This window comes from Streptomyces sp. NPDC014733 (assembly GCF_043083385.1).
Lineage (GTDB): Bacteria > Actinomycetota > Actinomycetes > Streptomycetales > Streptomycetaceae > Streptomyces.
The window spans coordinates 1-26,362 of sequence record NZ_JBIBYO010000024.1 but is presented as its reverse complement, the minus strand read 5'-3'; the positions used below and the strand labels follow the sequence as shown (position 1 = coordinate 26,362).

Sequence of the window (26,362 nt, the reverse complement as noted above, 5' to 3'; positions counted from 1 at the left end):
ATTGGCCAGGTGGTGTCCGGCATGTAGGCGACGCGAGTCCGGTCTGCTGCTTTCGTATGGAACAGGAGAAGGCAGGTACCGATACTGCCCGATGGGTAGTGGGCGAGAGGGAGTACCCCGAGCAGCAGAAACTGTGAGGGGCGGAGTACCGACGCGGGGCCTGCTGGCGGACAGGTACAACGGCCGTCGGCAATCCGGCTTGCCGCAGCGGAAAGCGGTCCCGTACAACTGCTTTACCGTCGCCTCCGTCGGCTCCGGATATACCACTGGGCTGCGACGACTCGCGCTACCACCCGTCACCGCAGCATTGTGCCCTACGGGTGGGGCGCCGTACCGAGGCCAGGAGCCGGAAGTATGCGGACGTTGCCGACGGCGTCGATCTGTGTGCGCAGGCGTTCGATCTCGTCGTACTGCGCGGCCAGCCGGGAGATCGCCAGGGTCTTGAACTCGGTCAGCTCGGCCAGTTGCTCATCTCGGGTGGCGATCCGCTCCTTCAGCTCGTCGACCTGTTTCTTGAGCCGGTCGATCTGGGAGTCTCGCGGGTCGACGATCTCTCCGGCGGCCCGGAGCTCCTGCAGCCGCCGTTCGAACTCTTCGGCGAGGTGCTGGTAGGGCCCGGGCCTGGGGGTGCCGTCGCGGTTCTTCTTCGGGTAGAAGCCGGTACGGGTGACGCCGGCCGTGGCGGCGAGGGTCTTCAGGTCGGCTTTGCCGCCGGGCGGGAGGTCGCCGGCCAGGATGCGGTCCATGGCGGCCCGGATCGCGGCCTCGTTACGGGCCTTGTCCGTTTCGGTGAGGCGGGCCACGGTCAGCTCCTCCCTGCGAGGACGGGGGTGGTGGCGGCGTCGATCTCGGCGACGACCCGCAGGGCACGGTCGCGTTCGGGGACGAGCCGCTGCTTCTCGCCCTTGGCGATGCGGGGGCTGGTGATGAAGACGTCGATGGTCTGGGCTTGCCCGGCCCAGACCGGGCGGTGACAGGGGTGGTGGGTGGCCTGCGGGCAGCGGGCCGAGTCGCACATCCCCACCAGCGGTCGCTTCGCGTCAGGGGTTCCGGCCAGCCGCAGGCACAGGGCCTTGGCCGGGTCGCGGAACCAGCAGAAGTTCGCCGGTCCGACGTGGAGGGTGTTGGCGAGCTTGCGCAGCAGGTTCTCCAGGTGCCGGTCGTCGTGCGGGATTTTCGGATCGGTGCGGGCAGCGTCGTTGAGCTCCGCGTCGATGTGCGTGAAGGCGGCGATGAGGCCGCGGGCTCCTGGCCCGGCGGGCATGATCCCGGCCTGGGTGTCGCGGAATGCCTGGACGGTCAGCGCCAGGTGTTCCTCTTCCGCGGCTTCGACCTCGGCGTGGAAGAGATGCTGCGAGCCGCCGGGGCGCACTAACGGTGGAGTCGGGTATTGGAACTCTCGGAATACCTAGCGACGTCGTGCGCGTCACGCGAACCTCCTGCCGTGTCGGCAGATTAGGGGTATTCGCGCGAATCACCCCCGTGGCGTCCATCACACCTGAACGTCCGAGCCTGGGGAAGTGCGCACCGGTGATCATGCCCAAGGTTGCGTCCGAGCGGGAGCCGTACCGCATCACGACGTTGCACCCTTGGACCTACAACGAGGCCAGCACCATCGGGGAACACTTCCGCGAGGGCACTCCGATGATCATGAATCTCACGGAGATGGACGACACCGACGCGAAGCGACTTGTCGACTTTGCCGCGGGTCTGGTCTTCGGTCTGAATGGCAGCATTGAGCGAGTGACGCAGCAGGTGTTCCTGTTGTCGCCTGCTAACGTCGCGTCACGGAGAACAACAGCTCATTCCCTTGCCAGGAACGTGAGTTCGCTGGGGATCCCACTGCCGCGTGGGAGCCCCAGGGGGCTCATGGCGCCCCGGGAAGGAGAGAGAAGATGCCCGGTTCAGACCAGCAGGACAACAGTTCGGTCGGCCGGGAATCCCGTCGCATACTCGGTCGAGTGGGTCAGTTTCTGGCGCTGGTTGCAGCGCTGGTAATTGACCTGACGATCAGGCACCTGTTTGGCGCTTGATACGAGCACGGCCCCGGCGGTAGGACGCCAGGGCCGTGATGCTGCGGGTTCTCCCGAGCGGGTTGGCCCTGTCTGTCGTAGCCACGTCGGCAGGGCCTTCCTGAGCATCAGCGTAATCCCAGTCTCTGCTCCAGCCGACACCGGGCGCCCCTCCTACTGCAAGCAATATGCCCATAGTCCGTGGGCGACGTCACTTCCTACGAATCAGGGAAGCCAGTGACCAGTACTTTGCCTCAAGGCTGCGTGGTACCCCCAGTTGCGAGCAGGATCACCGGAACTGACAGGCTGTCCGGGCTGCCTGCCACTGCGCGGGTTCGTGCGACGACTTGCCCCTCCGCATTCGCCGCCGCTGAGGGGGCAACTCCGTCGACGGGTGCGACCGACACGCCGGTGCGGAAGTCGGGGAGATATTCCGCAGCCCGTCACCAGCCGACCGAACCCGGTGCTCGCTCCACGGGCGGTCCGGGAGACCAAGGTAGCGTGGTGGCGAGAGCAATGACCCGAGCTGACTGTTCTGGGCTGGCCCTCCACGAGTGTCATGTCGGTCTTGTCCGTTGACTGACGTCGGCAGCGTAGGCGGCCCAGTCCCCCGCGGATGCCTGCTGCCACTGGACGGCGACTTTGATGTGGACGCCGAGCATGCGGGCGAGGATCGCGGCGGGGACTTCGGTGGCGAGGGTGAACAGCGCGGTGGAGCGGTCCTGCTTGGGCCGGATCCCGATCTTGTGGAGGCGCTGGCCGATCCGGTCGTCGCCGAGGGGACGTCCCGGCTGACCTCCGGGGAAGAGCCAGGGAGCGTCCTCCGGAGTGCCGATCTTGGCCTTGCCGCGGCGGGTCGCGACGAGCTCACGGACCAGGGTGGCCAGCGGCGCGGGGAGGACGCCGATGAAGATCCACCGCGCACGGATCCGCACCACTCATCACGCGATGCGGGACAAGAGCACGTGGGCGGGGCGGGGACGGGCGACGATCGATCCGAACCACACCCCCGAGGTCGAGGGCGACCGCTATCTGACGGCCACGACCCCGGTCCAGCAGCAGGCCATTGAGGCGGTCGTCGAGGACGCCCAGCACGACATGCTCCGGCGGGCCCACCCGCCCACGGTGATCACTGAGGAGGAGGCGGCCGCGCTGGCCGAGGGCTATCCGCAGCTGGTGGCGGCCCTGGATTTGGATGATGCGGCGATCGCCGCACTCATCGGCGGGCAGCGTGATGTGTTCACCGCCGCCTGCGGGGACCAGCTGTCCGGGCTGCACGGTCCGAAGGGCAAGCCCTGTCCGGCTCGTCCCTGGGTCTGCCTGCTGTGTCCCCTGGCGGCGTTCGCTCCTCGGCACGCGGTCAACCTGCTGCGCCTCAAGGCGTTCTTCTCCCGGCAGTGGCAGCAGATGCCGGCCGCCCACTTCATGGCCGTCTTCGGCCCCTATGCCGCCCGCATCCAGCAGGTCCTGGACCGCTTCGAGCCGAGTGTCCTCGCATCAGCAACCGGCCAGGTCGACGACGTGGACGAGGAGCTGCCGCTGCGCCCCGAGGAGATGACCGCGTGACCGCCGCCCTCCCGATCCTCTTCGACGGTCCTTCCGCCGTCTTCACCGGCGCAGATGTCTGCCGCGAGGCCGGGCTGCCTCTTCCTGACGGCTGTCACCGCCCGTTGTTCGAGGACGAGGTCTGGGACTTCAACGAGGTCGTCGGCCTGCCGGTTCAGCTGCCGATCTGCCACCGGCATCTCGACTTCACCGGCATCCGTGATCTGCGCTGGCGGCTGGTCGCCAAGGAACTGCTCCTGGCGATGCTCGCCCCAAGGCACCCGGCCGTCGCCCCGCTGCCCCGGGCCCACCGCACAGCACTTCACCTGCGCAGCTGCGTCGGTCGTCTCGATGAACTCACCCGTCTCTTCCAGTAACTCGACAAGCGATCCATCGCCAGCCTGGAGGCGCTCGATACACGCCTTTGCGAGGCATACCTGGCCCACCGCCGCTACGTGCTCGACGAACACGGCGCCATCGTCGGCGAACACAGCCCCGGGACGCGACGCGCCGCCGCTCAGGCCGTCGTCGACCTGGTCAACTACCGCGACCTGTTCACTGCGGACCGGGTCGCGGCGACCCTCCGGCCCTGGGGCGGTGCCACCGCCTCAGCGATCGCCGAGATGCCCTCCGGCCGCACGGAGAACAAGACCCAGCCCGTCGAAGACGCCGTCCTGCAGCCCATGCTCGCGGCCGCTCTCTACCTCGTCGACACGCTCGGCCCGCACGCCGTCCAACTGGCGCACGAGATCCGGGAGGCAGACCAGCACTCGGCACGACGGCTCAGGGGCCTGCGGAAAGTGGGCGCGAAGAGCAGGGTCCCGGCCCATGAGATCAGCCGGGTGCTCAGTGAGTACACGGATACGTGCACACCCCTGCCCATGCTCGAAGACTGGTACGTCACCCGACGACTGGCTGACGGCTGGGACCCACACGATCCTCTTCTGCGGGTCGCGACGGGCACCCTTGCCCGGCAGGCCGGCCTCAGCCAGTTCGCCACGCCGTGGATGTCCACCCTTCGCGGGCCGCTCGAGGACGCCCTTGCCCAGGTCGGAGTCGGCAAACCCTTCGGACAAGACGCGTCCCCCATTCCCACAGCGGATGGGCAAGACTCGCTGCAATGGACTCTGTCACTGCACCGACTCGAGGCCGTCGCCCTGGTGGGGATCGTCCGCACCGCCGCGATCATCGCCACGGCCGCGATCTCCGGGATGCGCGCGAGTGAGCTGATGGAACTGCGGATCGGCTGCCGCCGCCCGCCCCAGGAGCCCGTTCCGGGCCTGGTTCGCTACCGCATCGCGAGCAAGGTCGTCAAAGGCCAGCCGCTGGGCGGCACCGACGACGAATGGGTCGTCATCGAACCGGTCCACCGAGCAATCGGCCTCCTGGGACAACTGCACGAAGACCCCGCAGACGGAGCCCTGCTACTTGGCCGTTTCGCCTTCAACGTCCGCTACCAGTGGTTCAAGAACTGGGTCAACTCCGATGCCGGACAGCGGCTCGGGCTCGCCCGCATTCCCGACGGGCCGGTCAACCTGCGGATGCTGCGGCGGACTTTGTCTCTTGAGATGGCCTACCGGCCGGGCGGTCTCCTGGCCTCCAAGATCCACCTAAAGCACATCGCCGTGGCCACAACGGAAGGTTATGCCTCGCGCCCCGGCGGGGCCCAGGCCGAGCTGTTGTCCGAGGTCAACAAGCACGAGAGCGAGCGCGATCTCCAGCTGGTCCTGGAGGAGTTCCGGAACTACCAGCAGGGCATTCTGCCCGCCGGGCCGGGAGCCCGCAGCCTCACCGAGTTCTTCGCCGGCATCGACGAGAAACTCGACCCCTCGGCAGCATCGGCGCCCAAGATCCAGCGCAATGACCGCGACGTGCTCAACCTGCTGACCAAACGCGCCAAGGTCCTCCACCTCGGACCGGCGAACTACTGCTGGTTCACCGACCCCTCCCGGGCACTCTGCCTCAAGCTCGCCGGCACCCCGACGGCGGATCGTCCGCTGGTCGGGATGTGTGACTCCGCCCGCTGCCCGCAGGCCACCCACCACCCCTGCCACCGCCCCGTCTGGGCCGAACACGCCGACCGCACCATGACGTTCCTCGGCCAGCTCGGCATCCCGCGCAAAACCGAACGCACCCGTCTCCAGGCTGATCACGACAGAGCCCTCCGGGTCGTCGCCGAGATCGACGCCGCCAGCGCCACCATGCACGAGGAGTCCTCAGGAGAATCTCCGCAGCCCAGCGGGCCGAAAACGAGAACCGCATCCGGGCTGCCATGGACCGCCTCCTGCGCGGCGAGATCCCGCCCGGCGGCAAGTGCGACGTCAAGACCCTCGCCCGCGAGGCCGACGTCGACCGCACCGCGTTCTACGGCACCCGCCCCTACAGTCACCTCCGCCTCGAGTTCGAACGACGGGTCCAGGCGCTGCAGGACGCCGGCGAGATCCCCGACCGTCGCGAGGCGAGATCATCCGGCTCAAGGCAGAGAACAGCAGACTCAAGGAACGGCTGGACCAGTCAGAACAGAGGAACGACGAGCTCTCGGACTTCCGCACACAGGCCCTTGCCCAGCTCGCCGCACAGCATGAGGAAATTGCCCGGCTCCGCGAAACGGCCGCCGGAACTTCCGGGATCAGGCGCCTTCCGACCCCGCGAACCACCGTCATCGGATCCTGCAGTTGATGCCCGCCCTGACCCGAGGCGAGCCGAATCGCCGATCACTCGGCTGCCGGCTCCCTCGCACCGTTCCCGAATCCGGACTCCAGGTATTGGCGCAGAGCTTCCCGCCCTCCCGGAACGAAGCGCCATTCATCAACGACTTCGCGCAGCTCGGCCACTGTCATCCAGTCCTGCCAGCCGATCTCACCCGAGTCTGGGATCAGTGCCTCCGGCACGACGGCCTCATGCACCCCGAGCCAGATGGGGCCAATCCCTTTCCGGCAAAGGAACTTGAACAGGAAGTGCACCGGCACACGAACACCCAGCTCTTCGGACAGCTACCGGGCCGCTGCTTCTTCATACGACTCGCCCACGTCCACGGCGCCGCCGACCATCACGTCGTAGTAGCCCGGAAACCGGGGATGCGTCTCGGACCGCCGCAGCACCAAGATCCGTCCTGTTCGATTACGGCAGATCGTCGTTGCGATGCGATGCGGCCAGCCTTCACGCTCCGCCTCGCCTCGCTCGACGACACCCAACACACGGTCGTACTCATCGACATGCTCAACCGGTTCACTCACGGAGGCACGATCTCACCACCCGCTGACAACGCGACCCCACGGGCACAGCGGCGAGTGATCTGCGTCACGAGCGATGCCGTGGAATGCAACACGTTCGAGCGTCTGCGTCACGCAAAGCGGCCTCACGATCCGGCCTGCTCAATCGCCACACGAGGTCATGCGCACACGGCCTCTGCGGACACAAGTCACACCTACGCCTCGATCATGCTGGAATCCGGAGAGTCCGTCGTGACCCTGGCGCGGTGGCTCGGACACTCCTCGCCGGCGATCACTCTCGGTTACTGTGCTCACTTCATGCCGGAAGCTGGCAGCAAGGGGCGCGGCACCATCGATGGTCTGCTTGGGGAGCGGGGAAACCGGCTCGCTGGCCGAAACTCCCCAGATTCTCCCCAGGGGGATTCAGGGCGGACCGCCGGGTCGGAGGGCCTTGTCAGTCCGTCGTGATTCCTAAGGTCAGAGGGCCGTATAGCCTGGGGAAATGCTGACAGAAGTCATTGCGACCCGCTACGTCACGCCGTTGCGTGAAGGCGGGTCGTTGCCGGGGATCGTCGAAGCCGACGACCTCGGCACGTACGTCATGAAATTCACCGGTGCGGGGCAGGGGCGGAAGACTCTGGTCGCCGAGATCATCTGCGGGCAGTTGGCGCGGCGGCTGGGGCTGCGGGTGCCGGAGCTGGTGCGGATGCAGCTCGACCCGGTGATCGGCCTGAGCGAGCCCGACCAGGAGGTCCAGGAGCTGCTCAAGGCGAGCGGCGGGCTCAACCTCGGGATGGACTACCTCCCGGGATCCCTCGGCTTCGACCCGCTCGCGTTCGAGGTGGGCGCGCGCGAGGCGGGCCGTGTGGTGTGGTTCGACGCGCTGATCAACAACGTCGACCGGTCCTGGCGGAACCCGAACCTCCTGGTCTGGCACGGCAAGTTGTGGCTGATCGACCACGGCGCCACGATGATCTGGCACCACAACTGGCCGGGCGCGGAGAAGGCCGCGGTCAAGCCGTACGACGCGACCGACCACGTCCTGGCCACCTTCGCGCCCGATCTCGCCTCGGCCGCCGCGGAGCTCGCCCCGCAGATCACCGAGGAACTGCTCACCGAGGTCACCGCGGACGTCCCCGACGAGTGGCTGGCCGACGAGCCCGGCTTCGCCTCCCCGGACGAGGTGCGCGCCGCGTACGTCCGGGCGCTGCTGGCCCGCGCCGAGGGCATCGCCGACCGCATCACCCTGGGGGAACGCACCCCGGACGGGCCGTCCCGGGCGCCGGAGTGGCTGACCGGCAAGCTCCCCCCGCGGAGGGCAGTGAAGTGACCGGACTGCACAACGGGCGCGACGTCTTCGAGTACGCGCTCCTCAAGGTGGTGCCCCGCGTCGAACGCGGCGAGATGATCAACGCCGGGGTGGTCGTCTACTGCCACGCCCGCCGCTTCGTCGAGGCCCGTACCCATCTGGACGAGGCGCGGCTGCTCGCCCTCGACCCGGCCGCCGACGTGGAGGGCGTACGCGCCGCCCTCAGCGCCGTCGAGGGTGTCTGCCACGGCGGCGCGCTGGCGGGTCAGGCGGCGGGGGACGACGCCGGGCGCCGCTTCCGCTGGCTGATCGCGCCGCGCAGCACCGTCGTCCAGCCGGGCCCGGTGCACACCGGCCTGACCTGCGACCCCACCGGTGAGGCCGAGCGGTTGCTGGAGCTGCTGGTGCGCTGAGCCGCAGCAGATCGCCGGGGGAAGCCGGAGCGGGCCACGGGCCGTGCTCCGGCTTTTCCCATGGGCGGGCGGTCATGCGCGGGTGAGCTGCGTAACGGCGCGGCGATGGGCGTTGACAGGGGGTGGCCGGGCTTCTAGCGTCACCGGTGCTGGAGATACTAAGCGGTTGCTCACTACGGGCACGGTGCGCACACCGCTTGTCGAGGCTGGATTCGAGGCTAGGGAGAACCCGCATGTCCACCACCGAGCAGCGCGTCGCCATCGTGACGGGCGCGGCCCGCGGCATCGGCGCCGCCACCGCGGTCCGGCTGGCCGCCGAGGGCCGCGCCGTCGCCGTACTCGACCTCGACGAGGCGGCCTGCAAGGACACCGTCGACACCATCACCGCGGCCGGTGGCCGGGCCCTCGCCGTGGGCTGCGACGTCTCGGACGCCGCGCAGGTCGAGGCGGCCGTGGCGCGCGTCGCCGCCGAACTGGGCGCGCCCACCGTCCTCGTCAACAACGCCGGTGTCCTCCGCGACAACCTGCTGTTCAAGATGAGCGACAGCGACTGGGACACCGTCATGAACGTCCACCTGCGGGGCGCGTTCCTGATGGCGCGCGCCTGCCAGAAGCACATGGTGGACGCCGGGTTCGGCCGCGTCGTCAACCTCTCCTCCAGCTCCGCGCTCGGCAACCGCGGCCAGGTCAACTACTCCGCCGCCAAGGCCGGTCTCCAGGGCTTCACCAAGACCCTCGCCATCGAGCTGGGCAAGTTCGGCATCACCGCCAACGCCGTCGCCCCCGGCTTCATCGCCACCGACATGACCGCCGCCACCGCCGAGCGCGTCGGCATGGGCTTCGAGGACTTCCAGGCGGCGGCCGCTACCCAGATCCCGGTGCGGCGCGTCGGCGAGCCGGCGGACATCGCCAACGCCATCGCCTTCTTCACCGGTGACGCGGCCGGCTTCGTCTCCGGCCAGGTCATGTACGTCGCCGGCGGACCGCTCAACTGACCGCACCACCCCACCGGGAGAAACGACACATGACCGAGCAGCACAACGCGCTCCCCGCCCTCTCCGGCAAGGTGGCACTGGTCACCGGCGCCAGCCGCGGTATCGGCTACGGCATCGCCGAGGCGCTGGTGGCCCGCGGGGACCGGGTGGTCATCACCGGCCGCAACGAGGACGCCCTCAAGGAGGCCGTCGAGCGGCTCGGCGCGGAGCGCGCGATCGGCGTCGCGGGCAAGGCACACGACGAGGCCCACCAGGCCGTCGCCGTCGAGCGGGCGATGGAGACCTTCGGCCGCATCGACCACCTCGTCAACAACGCCGGGACCAACCCGGTCTTCGGCCCGATCGCCGACCTCGACCTCGGCGTCGCCCGCAAGGTCTTCGAGACCAACGTGATCTCCGCCCTCGGCTTCGCCCAGCGCACCTGGCACGCCTGGCAGAAGGAGAACGGCGGCGCGATCGTCAACATCGCCTCCATGGCCGGGATCGGCGCCTCGCCCTTCATCGGCGCGTACGGCATGAGCAAGGCGGCGATGGTCAACCTCTCGCTGCAGCTCGCGCACGAGTTCGCACCCGTGGTCCGGGTCAACTCCATCGCACCCGCGGTGATCAAGACGAAGTTCGCCGCGGCGCTCTACGAGAACCGCGAGGAGGAGGTCGTGGCCTCCTATCCCATGGGACGGCTGGGGGTGCCGGAGGACATCGGCGGCGCCGCCGCGTTCCTGCTCTCCGACGCGGCGGGCTGGATCACCGGCCAGACCCTCGTCGTCGACGGCGGGCTGCTCCTCAACTCCGGGGTGTAGCCGGGCGACGGCCGGGACGCCCGGCCGCCTCAGCGGCGGGACGCCGGTCACTGCGGGCCGGCGTCCCGCGCCTTTCCCCTGGCCGGAGGGGTGAGGCGCCGGCCGCGGGACGCCGTCCGGCCCCGGCCGGTCACCGCGCGTTGCCGCGTTGTCAGTGGTCGCCGGTAGGTTCTGGAGTGCGAGATACGGAACGCACACCGGAGGTTGTTCACGTGGTCACCGACACGCTGCCCGAGTCCTGGCGCGGCGCCCTCGGCGAAGAGCTGGCGAAGCCCTACGTCAAGGAGCTGGCCGACTTTGTGGCGCAGGAGCGGGCCCAGGGGCCGGTCTACCCGCCGCGCGACGAGGTCTTCGCGGCGCTGGAGGCCACGCCGTACGACCAGGTGAAGGTCCTCATCCTCGGCCAGGACCCGTACCATGGCGCGGGGCAGGGCCACGGCCTGTGCTTCTCGGTACGGCCCGGCGTCAAGACCCCGCCGTCGCTGCGGAACATCTACAAGGAGATGAAGGAGGAGCTGGGCCACCCCGTGCCGGACAACGGCTATCTGATGCCGTGGGCCCGCCAGGGCGTGCTGCTGCTCAACGCCGTGCTCACCGTCCGGGAGGGCGAGGCCAACTCCCACAAGGGCAAGGGCTGGGAGAAGATCACCGACGCCGTGATCCGCGCCGTCGACGCCCGCCCGGACCCGGCGGTCTTCGTCCTGTGGGGCAATTACGCGAAGAAGAAGCTTCCGCTGATCGACCAGGACCGCCATGCGGTGGTGCAGGGCGCGCACCCCTCGCCGCTGTCCGCGAAGAAGTTCTTCGGCTCCCGCCCGTTCACCCAGATCAACGAGGCGGTCGCGGCCCAGGGCCACGCCCCGATCGACTGGCGCATCCCCGACCTGGGCTGACCGGCCCCGGGGCCGGTCGGGCGGGCCGGTGGGCGCGGCCGGTGTGCGGGGTGCCCCGAGCGGCTTCCGCGGGCGCCCGGGCGTGGCGCCCACACCGCGCGGGGGCGGCGTCCGGCGGTTAGCGTCGGGAAGCAGCGGCGGGTGGCGAGGCCGCGGCGGACCGATGTGGGAGCGAGCGTGACGGAGCGGCAGCAGGAGCGGACGGCCGAGGGCGGCGTCCCCACCCGGATCGGCCAGGCGGTCATGCTGCACCGCGCCGGCGACCGCGAAGAGGCCCGCAACCGCCTCCTCGCCCTCTGGCACGAACTCGGCCCGTCCGCCGACCCCCTCCACCGCTGCACTCTCGCCCACTACCTCGCCGCCACCCAGGACACCCCGCAGGCCCGCCTGACCTGGGACCTCACGGCCTTGGAGGCGGCGGAAGGTTTCGTGACGACCGGACGGACCCGGACGCCGGAGGGCGGGCGCGACGAGCCGTGCACCGGACCGTACGGAGGGGAGGGCACCGGCCCGTCGGGGGCGGCCGGGGCCACGGGGAAGGCCGACGGTCCGGGGCACGGTGGTGCCCCGGGCGGCGGTGCCCCGGGCGGAGGTGACGAGCCCCGGGCCGCCCGCACCCCCGAGCGGGCGTGGGCCGCGCTCCGGGCGCTCTTCCCCGCGTTGCATCTGAGCCTGGTCGCCGACTACACCGCGCTGGGCCGCCCCGGGGACGCCCGGACGCACCTGCTGCGGGCCAGGACCTGGGCCGCAGCCCTGCCCGACGGCGCCCACCGCCAGACCCTGTACGCCGACATCGACCGCCTCGGGGCACGGCTGGACGGCGGCCCGGGCCGGGGCTGACCGGGCCGCCGTCCAGCCGGAACGGCTCCCGGTCCGGACCGCACCGGGGCGCCCGGGCCGTCTCGGTCCCGGCCGCCGCGTCAGCCGTACGTCTGCCGGCAGATCCGCAGCGCCGCGCCGTTCCCCTGCCAGCGGCCGTACTTCCGTCCCAGGGCACACAGCTCCGCCCCGGCCGACAGCCCGTCGCCGAGGCGCGGCAGCCGGGAGGGCGCGGGCGGCGCGGGCGCGTGCCCCCGGTGGGACGCGGGCGGGGGCAGTGGCCGGGCGCCGCCGCCCGCACCCCCGTGGGCCCCGCCGTAGCGGTGCGGGAATCCGCCGGCCGGCGGCGCGGTCCGGTCGGCGGCGTCGGGCGGCCGGGGCGCCGGTCGCGTGGTCACCGTCCCGATCCGGCCCGGCGGGGGGAGCGGCGCGGCCGGGCCGGGGCGGCCGGTGGGGGCGGGAGGCGTCGGATGATGGCCCGCCGGTACCGGTCGCGAGGGGAGCGTCACGCAGCCGGTGGTGGTCGCCGCGACCATCACCGAGAGGAGCACGAGAACGGACAAACGGTGCATCCTTGCAGCTTTGCCCGGCCCGTACGGGCATGGGAAGTCCCCGCAGGGGTGATCGCGCGCGCCCCGGGACGACGCGGGGAGCCGCCCGCCCGCCGGAAGCGCCGCCGGCCCCGGGACGGGCTCCGGCACCCCGGGGCCCGTCCCGGGCCCGACCGTCCACCCGGCCGGGGCAGGCCCCTGGCCCCCGGCCTCCCACCCCGCCTGCCCGCTCCGTAAACTCCGCACGGACGGCCGGGTACGGGAGAGACGGACGGCCGGCAGGGGGCATACAGACGGTCGTGCAGCGGGCGGGCCGTCCGGTACAGGGAGAGCGTATGAAGGTCGGTTGCGTAGGGCTCGGCGACATCGCCCGGAAGGCCTATCTGCCGGTCCTCGCCGCCCGGCCCGGGCTGGAGCTGCATCTGCAGACCCGTACCGCGGCCACCCTCCGGCAGGTCGCCGAGGCCCACCGGATTCCCGCCGCGCAGTGCCACGCCGATCTCGACGCGCTTCTCGCCGCGGGCCTCGACGCCGCGTTCGTGCACGCCCCGACCGCCGCGCACCCGGAGATCGTCGCCCGGCTGCTGGACGCCGGGGTGCCGACCTATGTCGACAAACCGCTCGCCTACGACCTGGCCGACTCCCGCCGGCTCGTCGACCTCACAGAGGAGCGCGGTGTCGGCCTCACCGTCGGCTTCAACCGCCGTCACGCCCCCGGGTACGCCGAGTGCCTCGCGCACCCCCGCGAGCTGATCCTGCTGCAGAAGAACCGCGCCGGGATGCCCGAGGACCCGCGGACGACGGTCCTCGACGATTTCATCCATGTCGTGGACAGCCTGCGTTTCCTGGTGCCCGGCGAGGTCGAGCACATCGACGTCCGCGCCCGGGTCCACGACGGGCTGATGGACCACGTCGTCCTCCAGCTCTCCGGCGGTAGTTGCTCTGAAGCACGATCCGGCTTCACGGCGATCGGGATCATGAACCGTCTGAGCGGGTCCGCTGAGGAACGCCTCGAAGTCTCCGGGCAGGGCGCAAAGCGCGAGGTCGTGAACCTTGCCGAGGTCATCGACCACAAGGGTCAGCCGACCATTCGTCGCCGCGGCGATTGGGTATCGGTTGCCCGGCAGCGCGGCATCGAGCAAGCGGTGCTCGCGTTCCTCGACTCGGTGCGCGCCGGTGAGGTGCTCAGCGCCGCTGACGCCCTGAAGACTCACGAGCTGTGCGAGCGGATCGTGCGCGAGACGACCCAGGAGGATTAAGGGCGCCGTCATGCGGCGCGGCGCCTGCCCCCGTCCCGCGGAGACAGGGACAGGGGGAGCCATTGCATCAGCGCCTCGACCTGGTCTTTGCGGAGACGAGGGGGCGGGGTGCTGTGTCACCTCTCCAATATCGCGCAAGGGTTGGTGACACTGGGCCGCCCGCACTCCGTATTGCGGAGAGCAGGGGGAGTTCACCTACTGCAAAGAGTTGTCCCGTAGCCCTATGAGTTGAGGGTCATGCTGTGTAAAGGTCGATGCCGATGGCACCGACCGAGCGAAACGAACGCCCGAGATCTCCGGTGAGGATGCGGGGGTATCGCCGCCACCACCACAGGTCGGGGCCGGGCGGCCTGTGGAACTGGTGGAGGAACTGTTGGAGCGCTTGACCGTCGTCGTCGACGGTCGCGGCCTTGTACCGGTCGTCCAGAGCTTTGATCTGTGGGGTCCAGATCTGGACGATGTGTTCGTCCAGTAGCAGCCACGCCTGGCGCAGCCAGTTTCGGCAGTAGAGATCGTTGATGTATTCGTCGATGTCGTCGTCGTAGCCGCACTCGATGGCGCGAACCAGAGCGGCCCACGTGTCCACCCTGTCAGCGACTGTGAATGCCGCCAGCCAGCCGCGCTGGTGCAGCAGTTCTCCCACCTCGGTCTCCGTAGCCATGGGCGTGAGGCTCTCACGCCGAATCCATGCGGGCGAGCGGGATAGGCCCTGGTCAGAGACTGCGGGTCCGGAGCATGATCGAGGTGAGACGATCTCGCCGTGGCTGGTGTGATTACGGCGTGAACCCCCTTGGATAGCCCCGTTCACCGGGCTGAGGCCGCGATAATTCGGGAAGCACGTGACCGCGTTACGGCAAGAGGGCGCCGGCCCAGTGAGCAGAGGCCGCCCCTGGGGCCTATGGCTGGAAGACAGATTCCTGCTGGTGGCCGCGTACCGGCGGAACCTACCCCTGCGGAAGCTGGCCCGTTGTTCGGCGTCTCCAAGTCGGCCGCCGAACGGATCGTCGCCCACCTCGGGCCATTGCTCGCCCTGCAGCCTCGTGCAAGATTTCGAAAGGAGGCCGTGCTCATCGTCGACATACCCCGGTCCCCACCCGGGTCCACACGATCGCCGAGCAGTCGAAGAACTACAGGTACTCCACCAACCACCAGGATGTCATCGGCACCGACATCCGTCTGGTCGTCGCTGCTGGCCGGCCGGTCCCGGGGAACTGCAACGACTGCAATACCGCTCGTTGTGCGCGTGCCAGGCGCCGAGGTGCTCGTCGCAGTGCTCGCAGCGTCCGGCGACAGTTGCTCTGAAGCACGATCTGCCTTCACGGCGATCGGGATCATGAACCGTCTGAGCGGGTCCGCTGAGGAACGCCTCGAAGTCTCCGGGCAGGGCGCAAAGCGCGAGGTCGTGAACCTTGCCGAGGTCATCGACCACAAGGGTCAGCCGACCATTCGCCGCCGCGGCGACTGGGTGCCGGTCGCCCGGCAGCGCGGCATCGAACAGGCGGTGCTGGCCTTCCTCGACGCGGTGCGGGCCGGGGAGCGGCCGTCCGCGCGGGACGCGCTGCGCACCCACGAGCTGTGCGAACGGATCGTCACCGACGCGCTCGCGCGGACCGGCGGAGCCTGATCCGCCGCACCGCCACCGGCGCGCCCGCCAGGATCAGCGCCACCACGGCCGCGTACACCGGCCAGTCGCCCAGCCGGGTGTACGGGCTGGTGCCGTGGGCGAGCGGTACGTCGTAGACGGCGGCGGCGCTGCGGTCGGTGGACAGCCGTTCGCCGACTGGTTCGCCCCGGGGGCCGTAGACCGCGCTGATGCCGGTGAGCGTGGCGTGCACCATCGGCCGCCAGGTCTCGGCGGCCCGCAGCGCCCCGAGCGAGGCGTGCTGGGCCGGCGCCCAGCTGTCCTGGAACGACGAGGTCGACGACTGGGCGACCAGCATCCGCGCGCCGTCGGCGGCCAGGCTCCGGCTCATGTCAGGGAACGCCGTCTCGAAGCAGACCAGCGGGCCGATCGGCAGGCCGTGCGCGGCGGGCAGGTCCATCACCACCTGGTGGGTGCCGCGCATCCGGTCGGTGGCCGCCGCCTTGCCCACACTGGTGGCCCAGCCCAGCAGCGGCCGGGCCGGGATCGCCTCGCCGAACGGCACCAGCCGCATCTTGGCGTACCGGTCACCGGTCGGCCCGTCCGGCCCCACCAGCACCGCGCTCTTGTGGACGCCGGGCCGTCCGGCGCGCGGCGCGTCCACCCCGACCAGCAGATCGGCGCCGGTGCTCCGGGACAGCGCGGCGAGCTTCCCGGACAGCGCCGGGTCGTCCGCCGGATCGCGGGTCAGGCTGCTCTCGCCCCAGACCACCAGGCGCACGCCCCGCCCCGCCAGCTGCCGGGTCAGCGCCTCGCTGCGCGCCAGCCGCGCGCCGGGGCCGCCGTCCGGGCCCGGCTGGACGATCGCGATCCGCGTGCTGCCGCCGGGCCGCGGCACCGGCGCGGCGTACTCGACGGCGGTCACCGTCAGCGCGCAGACCAGCAGCGCGGCGACGGCGACCGGGCGGGCCCGGCGGAGCGCTGTCAGCTGGGCCAGAGCCGTGTTCACCCCGACGATCACCAGGCTGACCAGCCAGACCCCGCCCAGGGAGGCGAGCCGCAGCGCGGGCGGCACCTGCCACTGCCCGGCGCCGAGCAGTCCCCACGGGCCGCCCAACTGCTCCCAGGACCTGATCAGTTCGACCATCAGCCACCCGGACGGCACCAGCGCCAGGGCGGCCAGGCACCGCCGCGCCCCCGGGGCGCCGCCCAGCAGCGTCCGCACCAGCGGCCCCCACGGCGCCCACAACGCGCCCAGCAGCGCCGCCAGCACCACCAGGAACACATGGAGGCTCGGCAGCAGCCAGTGGTGCACGGCCACCATGAACCCGATCCCGCCGAGCCACCCCTCCAGCGCCGCCCGCCGGTTCGTCGGCGCCGTCCGCAGCAGCAACAGCCAGGGGACGAGGGAGACGTACGCGGTCCACCACAGGGACGGGGCTGGGAAGGCGAGGGCCGGGAGCGCGCCGCACAGCAGCGCGGCGACGGCCCGCAGCCACCAGGGCCGGGGGCGTCGGCCGGCCGCCGCATCGGTCGGCGCGGTGGTGGTGGCACTGGGTGTGGCCATGCGTTTCCCCTCCGGCGATGCCGTCCGGGCCCGTTCCGCTCGCGGGCGACGCGGCCAGTCTGCGCGCTTCGGCCCGGGACGGACAGGGGGCGGCGGCGATCCCCACCGTTCCGGGGGCCCGTGGACGGCTGAGCGGCCGAACGCCGCGTCCCGCGGGCGGGAGCGCGGCGTTCCCGGTCCGGCCGGCCCGCTCAGCCCACCAGGGAGGACGCCCCGGCGGCGCCGGTGGCCTCCGGCCCGTCGGCGCCGTCCGCGAACTGGGTGCGGTACAGCTCGGCGTACCGCCCGTCCGCGGCGAGCAGCGTCTCGTGCGTGCCCCGTTCGACGATGCGGCCGCCCTCGACCACCAGGATCTCGTCGGCGGCGCGGACCGTGGAGAGGCGGTGCGCGATGACCACGGAGGTGCGGCCGGCCAGCGCCTCGGTGAGGGCTTCCTGCACCGCCGCCTCCGAGCTGTTGTCCAGGTGGGCGGTGGCCTCGTCGAGGATGACCACCCGGGGCCGGGCGAGCAGCAGCCGGGCGATGGTCAGGCGCTGGCGTTCGCCGCCGGAGAGGCGGTAGCCGCGTTCGCCGACGACGGTGTCCAGACCGTCCGGCAGCGACCGGACCAGCTCCGCCAGCCGGGCCCGGCCCAGCGCGTCCCACAGGTCGTCCTCGGTGGCGCCGTCCCGGGCCAGCAGCAGGTTCTCCCGGATCGTGTCGTGGAAGAGGTGGCCGTCCTGGGTGACCATGCCGAGCGTGTCGCGCAACGAATCCGCGGTCAGCTCCCGGACATCGATCCCGCCGATCCGCACCGCCCCGGCGTCCGCGTCGTACAGCCGCGGCAGAAGCTGCGCGATGGTCGACTTCCCGGCGCCCGACGAGCCGACGAGCGCGACCATGCGGCCCGGTTCGGCGCGGAAGGAGATGTCGTGCAGGACGCGTTCGCCGCCGCGGGTGTCGAGCGTGGCGACCTCCTCCAGGGAGGCCAGCGACACCTTGTCGGCGGACGGGTAGGCGAACCGTACGGCGTCGAACTCCACGGAGACCGGGCCCTCGGGGACCGCGCGGGCGTCCGGGCGCTGTGTGATCAGCGGCTTCAGGTCGAGCACCTCGAAGACCCGCTCGAAGCTGACCAGCGCGCTCATCACCTCGATGTGCGCACCGGACAGCGCGGTCAGCGGGGCGTAGAGGCGGGTCAGCAGCAGCGCGAGGGAGACGATCGCGCCGGGTTCCAGGCTGCCGGCCAGCGCCAGGTAGCCACCGAGCCCGTAGACGACGGCCAGCGCCAGCGCGGAGACGAGGGTGAGGGCGGTGACGAAGGACGTCTGCACCATCGCGGTGCGCACACCGATGTCCCGGACCCGGGCGGCCCGCGCGGCGAACTCCGCGGACTCCCGGGACGGCCGCCCCAGCAGCTTGACGAGGGTGGCACCGGGCGCGGAGAACCGCTCCGTCATCCGGGTGCCCATCGCCGCGTTGTGGTCGGCGCCCTCCCGGCGCAGTGCGGCCAGCCGCCGCCCCACCCGGCGGGCGGGCAGCACGAACACCGGCAGCAGCACCAGCGCGATCAGCGTGATCTGCCAGGACAGTCCGAGCATCACCACGAGCGTCAGCAGCAGCGTCACCAGATTGCTGACCACACCGGAGAGGGTGTCGCTGAACGCCCGCTGGGCGCCGATCACATCGTTGTTGAGCCTGCTGACGAGGGCGCCGGTGCGGGTCCGGGTGAAGAAGGCGACCGGCATCCGCTGGACGTGGTCGTACACGGTGGTGCGCAGGTCCAGGATCAGCCCCTCGCCGATGCTCGCCGACAGCCACCGGGTGAGCATCCCCAGCCCCGCCTCGGCGAGCGCGATCCCCGCGATGACCGCCGCGATGCCGAGGACGAGCCCGGTGGACCCGCGGTGGACGATCGCGTCGACCACCCGCCCGGCCAGCAGCGGCGTCACCACCGCCCCCGCCGCGGTGACGGTGCTCAGCACGAGGAACCACACCAGACGGCGGCGGTGCGGTCGGGCGAAGGCGGCGATCCGGCGCAGCGTGGCGCGCGACAGCCGCCGGGTGCCCTGCTGCGCGTACACCGTGCCGTGCAGCGCGTGCCAGGCGGTCACTTCCATGTCCATCGCGGTCTCCCGTCATCGGTACGTCGAGACCGCCGCGGCGTGGCGGCGGTAGAACGGAAACCTAGAATCTCAAGCATTGTTGAGGTCAAGGGGCGGCCGGTCACACCGCCTGTTCGCTGCCTTCCCCGTGGCGGTGCGGCCGGATCGCGCCAACCTCGTCCTCCGGGGCTCGGGCCGGGACTTGACACCGCGTCCAACGGGTAGTCCGTAGACACCCGCGGCACATCCGTACACCCGGCACACGCGGCGCACGCTTCACTCCGGCGCCCGGCGCCGCGGCGAACAGCGCGCGCCACCGGCGGCCGGAAGCGTCCGGTCCGCGGTGGCACCCCCACATCCTCCGCACGCCTTCGCCGTCTGCGGGTGGCGAAAACGCGCGCCCCGGCACGGAAGAGGGACGGGCGATGAGAGACGACCACACCCCCGTCCGGCCGTATCTCGGCCGGACCGACACGAACGACGGCGTCACCGTCGTCGCACTCCACGGCGAGCTCGACCTCCTCGCGGCCCGCGCGCTCGCCGCCACACTGGACGACCTGACCGGCACCCGCCGCCCCGACCTGGTGCTGAACCTGCGGGCGGTGAGCTTCATCGACTGCTCCGGACTGTCGCTGCTGTGCCGCGCCCGCCACCGGGTACGCGCCGCCTCCGGCAGGCTGCGGCTGGCCGGGATCACCCCCGGCGACGCGGTGAGCCGGCTGCTCGAACTGACCGGTCTGGCCGACGCCTTCGACCGCCTGGAGCCGGACGCGGCGCCCGGGCGCGACGCGCCGGTGGGCCGATGGTGAGCGCGGCTCGCGCCGGGCCGCCGCCTCCGGGGCGCGGCGGGCTACGCTCCCATGCCATGTCTGTTCACACCGTGGAAATCGATGCCCTCCAGGGCGGCCCCGCCGATCTGGCCCAGTACCGCGGCAAGGCCGTCCTCCTCGTCAACGTCGCCTCCAAATGCGGCCTCACCCCGCAGTACGCCGCGCTGGAGCGGCTGCACGCGCAGTACGCGCCGCGCGGCTTCACCGTCCTCGGCGTGCCCTGCAACCAGTTCATGGGCCAGGAGCCCGGCACCGCCGAGGAGATCGCGCAGTTCTGCTCCGCGACGTACGGCGTCACCTTCCCGATGACCGAGAAGATCGACGTCAACGGCGCCGCCCGGCACGCCCTGTACACCCAGCTGGCCGACGCGCCGGACGCGGAGGGGTACACCGGCGACATTCGCTGGAACTTCGAAAAATTCCTCATCGCCCCCGACGGCACCGTCGCGGCCCGCTTCGCCCCGCAGACCGAACCGGACGCCCCGGAACTCGTCGCGGCCCTTGAGGAGCAGCTGCCTGGATGACGGCCCGAACCGCGCCTGCAGTGGCAGGCGCGGTTCGAGCTGGGCGTCGGGGGTGAAGCGCTGGGAGGCGAAGACCTCTTTGCCCTTCGGGGCGAGGGAGTCGCCGAGCTGCGGCAGGGTGCCGCCGCGGTCGAGCACGATCTCGCTCGTTCCGGTGCGGATCGTCGGCGCCCCGAGCTGCAGCGCTTGACGCGCCGCCCCGAGCCCGCGTCGCGGTAGGAGGCGATACGCCACTCGAACCCGCCCTGCACGGCGGCGAGCTGGTCGAGCAGATCACGCACGATGGGCAGGTCGTAGCGGCTGTACGTGCGGCCGCGCGGGGTGCCCGACAGCTCCGTGCCGTACGCGATGCCGATGTCCCCGCCGGGGGTGTTCTGCACGTAGTCGAGCAGGCCGCGCGCAATGTCGAACTGATCAACCGAGGCGGATTCGAGGGTGTCGACCACCATCCGGTGATCGAGGTACGTATCCCACGTCCCGGCCTGGATCTGCGCGGAGAGGGACCCGCGCTCCGTGCTCTGGATGCTGGCGGTCCACAGGATGCCGCCCCACCAGATTTCCCAGGCGCGCTCGACCCATACCGCGGTCCGGCCGGGCACCAGGGCGGCACGCACCCGCGCGGCGACGGCGGCGTTCGGCAGGGGGGTGGTCGCCGAGAGGCTTCCGGCCTTGCCGATGTAGGCGTCGATGCTGAGCCCGGAGACGGGCACGGCGTCGAGGAGTTGATCGGTGCGCAGGTCGCGCAGCAGCACCCGGTAGGCGGGGCGGCCAGGGCTCACCCCTGGTGCCCACCGATGACGGCGTCGTACAGTGAGCCTTGATTGAGGGCGCGTCCTCCAGGACGACCGGCATTGCGTGTCAACCCGGTCGTGAACCTTTTCGGCGCACCGTCTCAGCCAACCACCGTGTATTTCACGGCGGTCGGACTGAGGCGGCATGCCTCGGAACGGCCGCCCTTCACAGAAGGATGTTCGGCCGTTGAACTCGGGAATCTCAACGCGAGCCCTGTTTCTGACCCTTGCAGTTCTGCTCTCTCTGCTGGTCGCCGTGATTGCCGGTGGGCTGTCGTGGGCCTCGGGTACGAACGTCCCGGGGGCTGTGCTCTACGGCGGCGGAGCGTTCGTCGTGTGGATGACGCTATGCGTGTCCGTGCTGTCGGCCCTGGGACTGCTCGACCGGGGCCATAGCCGGTGACGGTGTGTGACTAGGGTCTGTCCGGCGGATCATGTTTGGGCGGGGCTCGGTAGGTTGGCCGCATGTCTTCTGCACTTGTTGTTGGTTACGACCCGCAAGCGATACCTGGCGTCGACGGAGAGGCTCTTCGTGCGGCGCTCGATGCGGAACTGGCCCGGTTCGGTGAGCACGGCATCGACGCGGCCATGACTCTGATCGTGTTCGACGAATCGGCCGAGTCCACCCTCCTCGCATCGTTGACCAAGCAGCCGTGGGATGTCGTGGTCGTCGGCGGCGGGATCCGCAAGACCGAGCAGCTGCTTCCGCTCTTCGAACAGATCGTGAACCTGATCCGGTGCCATGCGCCCCAGGCCGCCATTGCGTTCAACACCAGTGGCGGGGACAGCGTTGAGGCGGCACAGCGGTGGCTCTGAATCCCGGTCGCCCGATCACGTCCTGAGTCACAGTCGGATCGCGGCAACGGTAACGGTGCCGTGGAAGACGTAGGCGCGCTTGTCGAACCTCGTGGCCACGGCCCGGAAGTTTTTCAGGGCGTTGATCGTCCGCTCCACTTCGTTCCTGCGCTTGTAGATCGTCTTGCCGAAGCCAGTGGGCCGCCCGCCGCGGCTGCCGCGGCGTTTGCGGTTGGCCCGCTGGTTGTTCGGCTCGGGGATGGTGTGCTTGATCTGCCGTCTGCGCAGGTAGCGGCGGTTGCGGCGCGAGGAGTACGCCTTGTCACCGCCGAGATGGTCCGGCCGGGTGCGGGGCCGCCCGCCGCCGAGGCGGCCGACGCGGATACGCTCCATGACAGGGATGAGCTGCGGGGCGTCGCCCCACTGGCCCGGAGTGACCAGCAAGGCCAGAGGGCGGCGTCCGCCTTCCCCGGCGAGGTGAATCTTGCAGGTGAGACCGCCCCGGGAGCGTCCGAGTCCCTCATCGGGGCGGTGCTGCCGGGGCGTGCGTCTTTTCCCGGCACCCGTGGGGGGATCTCTTGCGCGCTCCCGCGGCATGCTGGTGGGCTCGGCAAGTGGTGGAGTCCACGCTCACCATCGACCAGTCGATGCAGCCCCCGGCATCCGCGTCGGCCAGGACGGCCGCGTAGATCCGTCCCACGTGCCGTCCGCCGACCACCGTCTGTGACGCTCGTATGCCGTCCTCCACTTCCCGAAACGCGCAGGCAGGTCCCGCCGCGGCACCCCAGTCCGGTTCCGGTACAGAATCCCGTCGATGACCCGTCGGTGACTGGACCAACGGCCACCGCGCTGCCCGGACTTCGGCAGCTGCGGCTTCAACCGAGCCCACTCCTCGTTCGTAAGATCTCCCCCGCCCCATGAACATGCCAACGGTCCGGAGCGTGAGAAGTCACATGATCCGCCGGACAGGCCCTAGCAGGCTCAGCCTCGGTGAAGGCGTCGCCGGAGACGCCTGCCGGGCCGTAGTCGACCAAGCCGAGGCCGTCTGGGGAGCGGGCGAGGCCGTCAGACGAGGGCGCGGCCGTCTGCTTCGCGGTCACACGGGACTTACCCGCGTCCCGCCGGGGCGCCCTGCTCGCCGGTGCTCGTGCTGATGGTGGTGTCGCTCACGACCTGTGCACTTCTGGTGCGTCGGGCCCGTTCCTGGCGGGCGTGTGGGCATACGAAAGGGGCCAGCTGCGGTGGGCCCTGGGAAGGTGGGAGCGGTCGGCGCCTGGTGCCGTGACCGCGGAGGTTCGGCGGGTGGGCCAGATTGCGGCACACAGATAGCGCCGCGGACGGCGGAAATCGGCGCCGGCCGTGGCCGTAGATGGCTCCGGGCGGTGGTGGGTGATGAGTGTGAAGGCAGGGGCAGTTGACGGCGCACGTAGGGTGGGGAGGAAACGCATCAACGCCCGCCCTGGGGCTGTGAGCCGGGCGGGCCGAGCGGGGGGAAGAAAGGTGCGTGCCCGATGGTGATCGGGCTCCTCTCCACAATTGCTGCTGTGTTCTACGGGGGCACGATCTCGGTCCTCGCCCTGACTGCGACCTTTGCTCGACGCCGGACGCTGCGGCGTGAAGCGCGCAGCACGCTTGCCCTCCTGATGCCGAGGAGGGGTGTGGAGCCGCAGCAGATAGACGGTGCGGCAGCCAGTCCGAACAGCTGACCGGTCACGGCGAAATCAAGTGGTCAGCGCCGGGTTGGTCGGGCTGCCTATCCAACCGATCCCACCGCCAACCCGGCGAACCTCCGCAGGAAACGCCCTAGGTGTGTTGTTCGGTGAGGTTGGTGACGCGGCTGGCGGGTGTGTGGCCGCTGATTCCGGTGTGGGGTCGGTGGTAGTTGTACCAGTGCAGCCAGTCGGTGAACGCTTCTTGTCTTTCGGCCTCTGAGACATCTCAGGGGGATAAGAAGTCAAGAGGGACCGCGAGTCTTGATCGTTGCTGAGGCCGCTGATTGGCTGGCCGACATGGATGATCTCGGACCTGTTGCGTGGCCGTCTGCACCGATCAAGACCGAGAGGCTCGTGTTGCGTGAGCCCGAGGCCCGGGATCGTGCGTCGTTCGTCGAGCTGCACGCCTCGTCGGAGGTGCACACCTATCTCGGCGGCCCCCGCCCGCGTGACGAACTTGAGCGCGAGATGCCCGAGGTGCCCGGGCGGCGGCCCGGGAGTTTCGTCGTCGATCTCGACGGGGCGATGATCGGCCAGGTCCTGCTCAGGAGAGCAACGGAGCACCGTTGCCCCGCTGCCGTGGGGAAGGTCGATCTCGGCTACCTGTTCCTGCCGCGGGCATGGGGATTCGGGTATGCCGCCGAGGCGTGCGCGGCGGCACTGGACTGGCTCGAAGACGTCCTTCCAGGTGAGCCGGTGGTGCTTGCCACTCAAACCGCCAACGTCCGTTCGATGCGCCTCGCTGCGAAGCTGGGGTTCACCGAAGTGGAACGGTTCCGGGCCTGGGACGCCGATCAGTGGCTCGGCCTGAGGTCTCCGGTGCTGGCCTCCGATTGAGCCCGACAGCAGCCGGGACTATCTCTGAGCGCCTGACACTTCCGGAGACAGAGCCAGCGGCGCGAAGGCGAGTTGCTCGTCGAATGGCTGCCGGGTCTGGAGGCAGTGGTGGAGTTGTCCGAGGAAGCGGTTGAGCAGGTGGCGCTGGGCGGCGTTGTGCCAGTCTCCGTGCTCGCGCCGGCGCCGGTAGTGGGCGTTGGCTCCGGGGGAGGCCTGGAGGGCTGAGAAGGACCAGAGGAAACCGGCGTTCATGAGCCGGTTGTTCTTGACGAAGCGGCGGCCGACATAGCGTTTCTTGCCGGAAGCACGGGTGATCGGGGCGGACCCGGCGTACGACTTCAAGGCTCTGGCGTCGGCGAAGCGGTTGCGGTCGTCGCCGATTTCGGCGAGGACGCGCGCTCCGAGCAGGGGGCCGAGGCCGGGGAAGCTGAGCAGGATCTCGCTGTCGGCGTGCTGGCGGAAGGCCTCATCGACGGCTGCCGCGAGGTCGTCCGCGGCCTGGCAGGCGGCGTCCAGCTGCTTGAGGAGAGCCAGGAGCTGATGACCGAAGGCCTCCTCGACGGCTGGGAGCTGGCGAGCGTACTCCGAGCGGAAGATGCCCCGCAGGCGCTCGGTTTCGCTGTCGAAGGAACGAGTGCGGCCGCTGCGCTTGAGAGCGGCTCGCAACTGGGCGAGGGTCAATTTCGCGGCTCTCGCCGGGGTGGGGGCCAGGGTGAGGACAACGCGAGCATCGGGGCGGGTCAGACCGTCTTCCTTGCCCTGGAAGGCATGCAGGGCGGCGGGGTAGTACTCCCGCAGCAGTGAGCGAACCTGGTTGGCGATCTGCTGCCGGCTCCAGACGGCGTCCTGCTGGGCGCGGGCCAGGACGGTGATGGCCTGGGCGAGCTCGGAGTCGGCGGGCAGCGGCCGATGGGCGTGCATATCGGTGCGCAGGATGTTCGCCAGGACCAGAGCGTCGCCGGGATCGGACTTCTTGCGGCTGACGCTGTGCCGGTCGCGGTAACGGGCGGCGGCGAGCGGGTTGATCGCGAAGACCTTGCGGTTGCCGGCGCGCAGGGCCGCCACCAGCAGGCCGTGGTTGGTCTCGATGGCCACCGGTATGGGATCGCTGGGGCTGTCGCCGTGTTCGGCCAGAAGGTCCAGCAGCTTGCCGTAACCGGCCGCGTCGTCACTGATGCGGGCTTTGGCGAGCAGGGTCCCGGTGTCGTCGACGAGAGCGATGTCGTGGTGGCGTTCGGCCCAGTCGATGCCGCAGAACACGGTCAAGCTGTCCTCCTAGATCTGTCCATTTATGCAGGTCACGAGCACATGCGGGTCACGCGGCGCCCTAATCCAAGGACTCGTCGGTCCGCCATCTCAGTAGCCGTTCGTGACACCAGCGCACCCCAGGGACCCCGGTCTGTATGCAGAGCTCGCGGGCTCGCGGATGGAACGAGGGGTCAGCCCTGGGGCGGGCTCGCGCCGTAACGGTCAACGACCGGCCGGGCGTCGGATCACGCTGTCCCGCGGTGGTGCGAAGGCGCCGGGCCGCCGGTCTAACGGGAGGCCTCGCGGGCCAGGCTGACCACAGGCGTTGCCCGGCGCCCACGTCACCGCCACGGGACTCAGGGGGACAGCGGCGCCAGTCTCAGAGCGGGTCTCAATGGACCGTGAGGGCCGAAGGCGTTCCGCTGTCCCCCGCAAACAGCTCGCCAGTCCTCTTGCAGGGACCGGACCGAGCTGCCTACACCCTGGATTAGGTGTAGGGCCGGTGGTAGGCCCATTCCTCAAGCAGGGTGCGGTGGAAACGTTCGACCTTGCCGTTGGTCTGGGGGCGCCAGGGCCGTGTCCAC

At 70.5% G+C, this 26,362-nt stretch carries 26 protein-coding genes and 7 pseudogenes; 20 read left to right on the top strand and 13 right to left on the bottom strand.

The genetic code is table 11. The features are described from left to right. Window positions 1-314 precede the first annotated feature (314 nt). Together ACF1BH_RS30265 and ACF1BH_RS30260 are read right to left on the bottom strand one after the other, a co-directional pair. Window positions 315-803 carry a hypothetical protein gene (locus ACF1BH_RS30265; protein ID WP_391647602.1) on the bottom strand — a complete coding sequence of 163 codons (489 nt, stop codon included), beginning with the start codon at window positions 801-803 and terminating at the stop codon, window positions 315-317. 2 nt (window positions 804-805) lie between these two features. Further along, the gene (locus ACF1BH_RS30260; RefSeq protein WP_391647611.1) at window positions 806-1,372 is read right to left on the bottom strand and encodes a hypothetical protein; all 567 of its coding nucleotides are present in this window, start codon (window positions 1,370-1,372) and stop codon (window positions 806-808) included. Between ACF1BH_RS30260 and ACF1BH_RS30255 the strand changes: the two are divergent. Both ACF1BH_RS30255 and ACF1BH_RS30250 read left to right on the top strand, forming a co-directional pair. Then, window positions 1,288-1,782, top strand: a pseudogene (locus ACF1BH_RS30255) (cell division protein SepF); the annotation flags it as partial. The gene ACF1BH_RS30260 and the pseudogene ACF1BH_RS30255 sit on opposite strands and share 85 nt — an antisense overlap. 113 nt (window positions 1,783-1,895) lie before the next feature. Then, window positions 1,896-2,033 carry a hypothetical protein gene (locus ACF1BH_RS30250; RefSeq protein WP_391647610.1) on the top strand — a complete coding sequence of 46 codons (138 nt, stop codon included), beginning with the start codon at window positions 1,896-1,898 and terminating at the stop codon, window positions 2,031-2,033. 536 nt (window positions 2,034-2,569) lie between these two features. Here the strand turns inward: ACF1BH_RS30250 and ACF1BH_RS30245 are convergent. Next, window positions 2,570-2,950, bottom strand: a complete 381-nt coding sequence (locus ACF1BH_RS30245) for a hypothetical protein (protein ID WP_391647601.1) — start codon at window positions 2,948-2,950, stop codon at window positions 2,570-2,572. 10 nt (window positions 2,951-2,960) lie between these two features. On the opposite strand from ACF1BH_RS30245, the gene ACF1BH_RS30240 reads away from it, so the two are divergent. From ACF1BH_RS30240 to ACF1BH_RS30230, 3 genes are all read left to right on the top strand, one after another. Beyond that, window positions 2,961-3,578: a hypothetical protein gene (locus tag ACF1BH_RS30240; protein WP_391647600.1), complete on the top strand. Its 618-nt coding sequence runs from the start codon at window positions 2,961-2,963 to the stop codon at window positions 3,576-3,578. Further along, window positions 3,575-3,934, top strand: a complete 360-nt coding sequence (locus ACF1BH_RS30235) for a hypothetical protein (RefSeq protein WP_391647599.1) — start codon at window positions 3,575-3,577, stop codon at window positions 3,932-3,934. The genes ACF1BH_RS30240 and ACF1BH_RS30235 overlap by 4 nt, the downstream gene beginning before the upstream one ends. Window positions 3,935-4,012: 78 nt before the next feature. Then, a complete protein-coding gene (locus ACF1BH_RS30230; RefSeq protein WP_391647598.1) occupies window positions 4,013-6,142 on the top strand; it encodes a site-specific integrase in 2,130 nt (709 codons plus the stop codon). A gap of 129 nt (window positions 6,143-6,271) precedes the next feature. On the opposite strand, the gene ACF1BH_RS30225 is transcribed toward ACF1BH_RS30230, so the two are convergent. Both ACF1BH_RS30225 and ACF1BH_RS30220 read right to left on the bottom strand, forming a co-directional pair. Next, complete coding sequence (locus tag ACF1BH_RS30225; RefSeq protein ID WP_391647597.1) at window positions 6,272-6,520, bottom strand: hypothetical protein; 249 nt, start codon at window positions 6,518-6,520, stop codon at window positions 6,272-6,274. 30 nt (window positions 6,521-6,550) lie between these two features. Further along, window positions 6,551-6,793 carry an NUDIX domain-containing protein gene (locus ACF1BH_RS30220; protein ID WP_391647596.1) on the bottom strand — a complete coding sequence of 81 codons (243 nt, stop codon included), beginning with the start codon at window positions 6,791-6,793 and terminating at the stop codon, window positions 6,551-6,553. 186 nt (window positions 6,794-6,979) lie between these two features. Between ACF1BH_RS30220 and ACF1BH_RS30215 the strand changes: the two are divergent. From ACF1BH_RS30215 to ACF1BH_RS30185, 7 genes and pseudogenes are all read left to right on the top strand, one after another. Further along, a pseudogene (locus tag ACF1BH_RS30215) lies at window positions 6,980-7,237 on the top strand (hypothetical protein); the annotation flags it as partial. A 34-nt stretch (window positions 7,238-7,271) separates the two neighbouring features. Next, window positions 7,272-8,099, top strand: a complete 828-nt coding sequence (locus tag ACF1BH_RS30210) for a HipA family kinase (RefSeq protein ID WP_391647595.1) — start codon at window positions 7,272-7,274, stop codon at window positions 8,097-8,099. Continuing rightward, window positions 8,096-8,491: a DUF3037 domain-containing protein gene (locus ACF1BH_RS30205; protein ID WP_391647594.1), complete on the top strand. Its 396-nt coding sequence runs from the start codon at window positions 8,096-8,098 to the stop codon at window positions 8,489-8,491. Before ACF1BH_RS30210 ends, ACF1BH_RS30205 begins: the two co-directional genes overlap by 4 nt. A gap of 233 nt (window positions 8,492-8,724) precedes the next feature. Beyond that, entirely contained in the window at window positions 8,725-9,486 is a 762-nt protein-coding gene (fabG, locus tag ACF1BH_RS30200) for a 3-oxoacyl-ACP reductase FabG (protein WP_391647593.1), read from the top strand. Window positions 9,487-9,515: 29 nt separating this feature from the next. Continuing rightward, on the top strand, window positions 9,516-10,286 hold the full coding sequence (locus tag ACF1BH_RS30195) for an SDR family oxidoreductase (RefSeq protein ID WP_391647592.1): 771 nt from the start codon (window positions 9,516-9,518) through the stop codon (window positions 10,284-10,286). Window positions 10,287-10,498: 212 nt separating this feature from the next. Beyond that, window positions 10,499-11,179 (top strand): uracil-DNA glycosylase, encoded by a 681-nt coding sequence (locus ACF1BH_RS30190; protein ID WP_391647591.1) that lies wholly within the window; start codon window positions 10,499-10,501, stop codon window positions 11,177-11,179. 177 nt (window positions 11,180-11,356) lie between these two features. Next, a complete protein-coding gene (locus tag ACF1BH_RS30185) occupies window positions 11,357-12,019 on the top strand; it encodes a hypothetical protein (RefSeq protein WP_391647590.1) in 663 nt (220 codons plus the stop codon). An 80-nt stretch (window positions 12,020-12,099) separates the two neighbouring features. On the opposite strand, the gene ACF1BH_RS30180 is transcribed toward ACF1BH_RS30185, so the two are convergent. Next, window positions 12,100-12,561: a hypothetical protein gene (locus tag ACF1BH_RS30180; protein ID WP_391647589.1), complete on the bottom strand. Its 462-nt coding sequence runs from the start codon at window positions 12,559-12,561 to the stop codon at window positions 12,100-12,102. 323 nt (window positions 12,562-12,884) lie between these two features. Between ACF1BH_RS30180 and ACF1BH_RS30175 the strand changes: the two genes are divergently transcribed. After that, window positions 12,885-13,808: a Gfo/Idh/MocA family protein gene (locus ACF1BH_RS30175; protein WP_391647588.1), complete on the top strand. Its 924-nt coding sequence runs from the start codon at window positions 12,885-12,887 to the stop codon at window positions 13,806-13,808. 235 nt (window positions 13,809-14,043) lie between these two features. On the opposite strand, the gene ACF1BH_RS30170 is transcribed toward ACF1BH_RS30175, so the two are convergent. Beyond that, the gene (locus ACF1BH_RS30170) at window positions 14,044-14,469 is read right to left on the bottom strand and encodes a hypothetical protein (protein WP_391647587.1); all 426 of its coding nucleotides are present in this window, start codon (window positions 14,467-14,469) and stop codon (window positions 14,044-14,046) included. Window positions 14,470-14,568: 99 nt separating this feature from the next. Between ACF1BH_RS30170 and ACF1BH_RS30165 the strand changes: the two are divergent. Both ACF1BH_RS30165 and ACF1BH_RS30160 read left to right on the top strand, forming a co-directional pair. Beyond that, window positions 14,569-15,032, top strand: a pseudogene (locus ACF1BH_RS30165) (transposase family protein); the annotation flags it as partial. A gap of 16 nt (window positions 15,033-15,048) precedes the next feature. After that, window positions 15,049-15,432, top strand: a pseudogene (locus ACF1BH_RS30160) (gfo/Idh/MocA family oxidoreductase); the annotation flags it as partial. On the opposite strand, the gene lnt reads toward ACF1BH_RS30160, so the two are convergent. Together lnt and ACF1BH_RS30150 are read right to left on the bottom strand one after the other, a co-directional pair. After that, complete coding sequence (lnt, locus tag ACF1BH_RS30155) at window positions 15,398-16,957, bottom strand: apolipoprotein N-acyltransferase (protein ID WP_391647586.1); 1,560 nt, start codon at window positions 16,955-16,957, stop codon at window positions 15,398-15,400. The pseudogene ACF1BH_RS30160 and the gene lnt overlap by 35 nt on opposite strands. 191 nt (window positions 16,958-17,148) lie before the next feature. Further along, window positions 17,149-19,062 (bottom strand): ABC transporter ATP-binding protein, encoded by a 1,914-nt coding sequence (locus tag ACF1BH_RS30150; RefSeq protein ID WP_391647585.1) that lies wholly within the window; start codon window positions 19,060-19,062, stop codon window positions 17,149-17,151. Between the two features lie 404 nt (window positions 19,063-19,466). Here ACF1BH_RS30150 and ACF1BH_RS30145 point away from each other — a divergent pair, with 404 nt between their 5' ends. From ACF1BH_RS30145 to ACF1BH_RS30135, 3 genes are all read left to right on the top strand, one after another. After that, on the top strand, window positions 19,467-19,850 hold the full coding sequence (locus ACF1BH_RS30145; RefSeq protein WP_391647584.1) for an STAS domain-containing protein: 384 nt from the start codon (window positions 19,467-19,469) through the stop codon (window positions 19,848-19,850). Between the two features lie 56 nt (window positions 19,851-19,906). Then, the gene (locus tag ACF1BH_RS30140; protein ID WP_391647583.1) at window positions 19,907-20,395 is read left to right on the top strand and encodes a glutathione peroxidase; all 489 of its coding nucleotides are present in this window, start codon (window positions 19,907-19,909) and stop codon (window positions 20,393-20,395) included. A gap of 1,256 nt (window positions 20,396-21,651) precedes the next feature. Then, entirely contained in the window at window positions 21,652-22,002 is a 351-nt protein-coding gene (locus ACF1BH_RS30135) for a hypothetical protein (RefSeq protein ID WP_391647582.1), read from the top strand. Between the two features lie 27 nt (window positions 22,003-22,029). On the opposite strand, the pseudogene ACF1BH_RS30130 reads toward ACF1BH_RS30135, so the two are convergent. Beyond that, window positions 22,030-22,911, bottom strand: a pseudogene (locus ACF1BH_RS30130) (IS5 family transposase). Between the two features lie 581 nt (window positions 22,912-23,492). On the opposite strand from ACF1BH_RS30130, the gene ACF1BH_RS30125 reads away from it, so the two are divergent. Next, complete coding sequence (locus ACF1BH_RS30125) at window positions 23,493-23,687, top strand: hypothetical protein (protein ID WP_391647581.1); 195 nt, start codon at window positions 23,493-23,495, stop codon at window positions 23,685-23,687. A gap of 97 nt (window positions 23,688-23,784) precedes the next feature. On the opposite strand, the pseudogene ACF1BH_RS30120 reads toward ACF1BH_RS30125, so the two are convergent. Continuing rightward, window positions 23,785-23,913: pseudogene (locus tag ACF1BH_RS30120) on the bottom strand (integrase core domain-containing protein); the annotation flags it as partial. Window positions 23,914-23,990: 77 nt separating this feature from the next. Here ACF1BH_RS30120 and ACF1BH_RS30115 point away from each other — a divergent pair. Next, window positions 23,991-24,530, top strand: a complete 540-nt coding sequence (locus ACF1BH_RS30115; protein ID WP_391647608.1) for a GNAT family N-acetyltransferase — start codon at window positions 23,991-23,993, stop codon at window positions 24,528-24,530. Window positions 24,531-24,548: 18 nt separating this feature from the next. Here the strand turns inward: ACF1BH_RS30115 and ACF1BH_RS30110 are convergent, their stop codons facing one another. Together ACF1BH_RS30110 and ACF1BH_RS30105 are read right to left on the bottom strand one after the other, a co-directional pair. After that, entirely contained in the window at window positions 24,549-25,796 is a 1,248-nt protein-coding gene (locus ACF1BH_RS30110; protein ID WP_391647580.1) for an IS110 family transposase, read from the bottom strand. Between the two features lie 472 nt (window positions 25,797-26,268). Then, window positions 26,269-26,362, bottom strand: a pseudogene (locus ACF1BH_RS30105) (integrase core domain-containing protein); the annotation flags it as partial.